General features: G+C 58.8%; 2 protein-coding genes and 2 pseudogenes. 2 read left to right on the top strand and 2 right to left on the bottom strand.

Translation table 11 applies throughout. The annotated features are described in order from the left end of the window. Positions 1–1,387 (top strand): DUF1521 domain-containing protein (locus IC50_RS37750; protein ID WP_035716718.1); only part of this gene is annotated, 1,387 nt, incomplete at its 5' end. A 714-nt stretch (positions 1,388–2,101) separates the two neighbouring features. On the opposite strand, the gene IC50_RS37740 is transcribed toward IC50_RS37750, so the two are convergent. Both IC50_RS37740 and IC50_RS37730 read right to left on the bottom strand, forming a co-directional pair. After that, entirely contained in the window at positions 2,102–2,305 is a 204-nt protein-coding gene (locus IC50_RS37740; protein WP_011084467.1) for a hypothetical protein, read from the bottom strand. Between the two features lie 628 nt (positions 2,306–2,933). Further along, positions 2,934–3,176 (bottom strand): annotated as a pseudogene (locus IC50_RS37730) (hypothetical protein); the annotation flags it as partial. Positions 3,177–3,574: 398 nt separating this feature from the next. Between IC50_RS37730 and IC50_RS37725 the strand changes: the two are divergent. Continuing rightward, positions 3,575–3,997, top strand: a pseudogene (locus IC50_RS37725) (IS6 family transposase); the annotation flags it as partial.

Raw genomic sequence — 3,997 nt, 5'->3', positions numbered from 1 at the left:
GGGCCCTGCCGTCGTTGTCGCTCCGGTGGTCGTTCCTGCAGGTGGCGTCACAACCGCTGTCGTGGCTCCGGCGGTCGTCACTCCAGTCGTGGCTGCTCCCGTGTACATGATGGCTCCGCCTCCTCCTTTCATGCTGTTGAGCCAGCAAAGTTCGGGTTCGGAGCCTTCCGTCGATCCGGTATGGACGCATGAGGTCAAGGATGGCAAGGCCACGATCAACCTCGGCGACAAATATACGATCACAGCCAATGAGAAGGATGGCACCTGGACCGTCCGCAACAACCAGACCGGCCATGTCACGAAGATCCATGGCGATCCCCATGTTGACGCTAACGGGGACGGCAAGGATGACTTCGACTTCAAGAAAGATATGACCTTCCAGCTCGACGATGGGACCAAGATTACCGTCAATAATGTCGACTACGGTAATGGTGAGACCATCTCCTCAAGGCTGACCATTACGAACGGCCACAACGCGATGGTTGTGGAGGGGCTCGGCGACGACAAGGATGGCAAAAACAATCTGAGGGTGACTCAGTCCAACGCTGGCATGACTCTTGATGAGCTGACACCCGATGGTGCCCAGACGATCCATGAGAGCGGCCAAGGCTGGGTCGATGGCGCCGGCGGCGTGGTGAATCAGGCGAGTATCGATGCCGGCGAACAGGGTCGCGCGCCGGGCAACTACCAGTCTGCAAGCGCAACGCCTGCCAGTGCAACACCCGTGTTCTTCGTTCCTCCTCCACCGCCGCCTCTTGCGATGGTTCCGTTTGCCGTCGCTCAGACGCCAGCGCCGTCATCTCAGCCAGCGCCAGTGTGGTCGCACGAGGTCAAGGACGGCAAGGCGACGATCAACCTTGGTGATAAGTATACGATCACGGCCGATGAGAAGGACGGCACCTGGACCGTTAGGAACAACCAGACCGGCCATGTCTCGAGGATCCACGGCGATCCTCACGTCGATGCTAATGGCGACGGCAAGGACGATTTCGACTTCAAGAAAGGTATGACCTTCCAGCTCGACGACGGCACGAAGATTACGGTGGACACGGTCGATTATGGCAAGGGAAAAACCATCTCCTCGAAGCTCACCATCACCAACGGCGACAATGCCATGGTTGTGGAGGGACTCGGCGACGACAAGGATGGGAAAAACAATCTGAAGGTCACGCAGTCTAATGCTGGGCGAACGCTTGATCAGCTGACGTCCGATGGAGCTCAGACAATCCATGAGACAAATCAGGGGTGGGTTGACAACTCCGGACGCAAGGTGACGCAGTCGGTGATCAACCACAATGAGAACCCGGATGCGCCGCCGGATTTCAAGACGATGATGCGCGAGGCCATGTTCCGGCGCATTTTCGGTCGCGATGCACAGCCGGCATGAGGCCTGATCCCGGGGATGTCGGAAACTCGTGGAAGCGGGCGCTAGCGCCCGCCTTTCATTTTCGCCAAACGGCCGCGAGAAGGGCAGCTTGGCGATCTATCGATTTAGGATCGACGGTAACAGCCAGATTGTCTTGGCAATCGCAGCCTTGGCGCCGACAAACGGGCGGAGGGCCTCCAGGCCCGGCTACCCGGCTAGAATTGCTGCGGCGCGTTGCCGGCGATGGAGGCGCTGCACGGGAACGGTGCTCTCAGGTCTGTCTGCACGTCAACGTCCTGCAGATGCAGGCGTCGCAGCGAAAATCCCGGCCAAGATCGTAGATTGGATTGGGGACGGCCTCGGCGGCGCGATCTACCCTCGGCTCAAAAGCATAAGCCACTGTTTCGCGTTGAGCCCTGCCTGTCTTTAGCCTACGAAGCCGGGCGTGAACCCTTGCGCTCCCAGAACATCCATCATCCTCTCACGAAGCCGGAGGCGCCATGGCTTTGAGCATCACCATTTCCGTCAAAGTCTGCTGTTGGGGACGCCAAAGGGACGTCGCAGCAGCCCGCTGCCAAAAAGATCCAGGTGCATTCGGATTCGCGGAGCAGTTCGCAGCGGACCTGAAAGATCATAGAATGCGCATCTAACTGCTGGCGTGTGCCAAGTCTCACTTGGCACGTCTTCGATTCAATCACCAGGCGGCCGTATCGCTATCTGGCGCCGACCATCGGCTCATCCATCATCAAGCTCGCTCATGGCCTCATCCATATCCGACTGCGAATCGCTTATGACTTGCGTCGCGACGGAAACGAGAGCCTTTTCGAATGCTCGGCGCAGTAGCGCTGCACGCGTGTCATCGCCGCCGTTCTCGGCGGTGTCGGAGGGGGCGCCAACCTGCGACGCTGTTGCATTGATATCGGCTGCGTCTGCGTTCATGTCGTAACACCCGGATAGCGGCGTCGCCTAGATGACCTATCCTCTTCATGCTAGCAGGAGCAGCTTGCGAAAAGCTGACTAAGATCGAGCTTCCTTGGCGGCTTCATCCATGATCGAGAAGGATCATGAGCACGCGCCAGCGGAAGTGATGACATTCAAAGCGGCGCGCGATGCTGCTGTCGAGCTGGCTGCACGCAAGCGGGCCAATCTCGTCAAGGTGCTGCCTTAAAGCATTGCGGACTCAGGGCTTTACCTCCGACGGTTCAATCACGAAGTAGCATGTACCGGGGCGAAGGCCGCATACGTTATCGCAGGTGCACGGGCCGCCATCACATTCGTCTCCTTTTCCGCCAGTTAGCAATTCGTGGAACAGAAACGCGCCCTCTGCAAATTCCTTTGCGTTGCCTTGGCGAACTCCTCGGATACCGTTTTTCGATTGAGCGATTGCTTTCGTATACAGATGAAGTTTCGGGCAGTTCGCAGCAATGCCGAACGCCGCGCCCTGCAGAAATGCAACGCTTCGGCCATCGGCGTGCGCTGATGATGAGCACGGCCGTTGTTGGCGATTTGAACAACATCAGACCTCTTGTCCCCATAACACCATACCGATTGCGGCGCTAAAGCATCGCTACCCTGCTGTTGGCTGATCTTCCTTATCCGCGCCGCGCATCACGATCTTCAGCGCATCATCCGGCAACGGCCGCTGCAGTGCCTTTGCTTCATCCCGCGGCGCGCGCATCCATACGTCGCGCTCCTCATCGGTCGTCAGGAAGCCATAAACGAGGTGAGGGCCGGGGGCCGGCTTGGACTTGGTGCCCCGGTCGCCCTTGAACCCGGTCCAGATGCCCGCGATCAGATGGGCATGGCGGCTACCGGCCGGTTGTACACGCCGCTCGCGGGAGAGATCGACAGGCGCGCAGCCAGCCAAGGAGCAAGGTTGTGTTCCAGCCAGCCATGGCAATCGCTGATGAGCGATCCTCATCAGTGGTCGCGTTGTCGACCGTGGTGAGGCATCCGGGCGAAACTTTGCGCCGCAATGCTGCTCGAAGAACAGGGAGTCGTCCAGAAACCTGACGGCGTTTGCCAATGAGGTTGGTGAGCGTGATTTTGGTTTGATGAGCGCTCATCCATGCGAATAAGTTGCTGAGAAACACGATGCCAGCAGGTCGGACAAAGCCGAGATTGCCGAAATCGTTGATGACCTCCGGCGGCCAGCCGTTGACGGCGTGCGCCGCAAGATTGGCCGCAACCTTCGACAGGGACAGTCCATTGAACGGTACCGTCAAATTAACGAATTGGAGCGGCGGAGGGGTAGACGACCGGCAGACCGCCCGGGACCCTCTTTATCGCCGCCATCGCACCGGAAGTGATCAGTTATCCCGTTTGGTTATATTTCCGGCTTCCCTTAAGCTTGCGGATGGTCGAGGAAATGCTGGCGGCGCGTGGCATTGGCGTGACCTATGAAACCGTGCGCCAGTGGGGACGGAAATTCGGCAAGCCGTTCTCCGATCGGATCCGCCAGCGCACTCCCCCTCGCGGTGACAAATGGCATCTGGACGAAGTCGTTATCTCGATCGCGGGCGAACAACATTGGCTCTGGCGCGCTGTCGACCAGAGTGGCTTCGTTCCTGACGTCTTGATCCAGCGCCGAAGAAACTCGCGCGTTGCGCAGCGGCTCATGAAGAAGCTCTT

This window comes from Bradyrhizobium genomosp. I (2014), assembly GCF_000261685.1.
In the GTDB taxonomy this organism is placed as follows: domain Bacteria; phylum Pseudomonadota; class Alphaproteobacteria; order Rhizobiales; family Xanthobacteraceae; genus Bradyrhizobium.
Note: the sequence above shows the minus strand (reverse complement) of the source record. Positions and strands in the feature narration are given on the sequence as shown.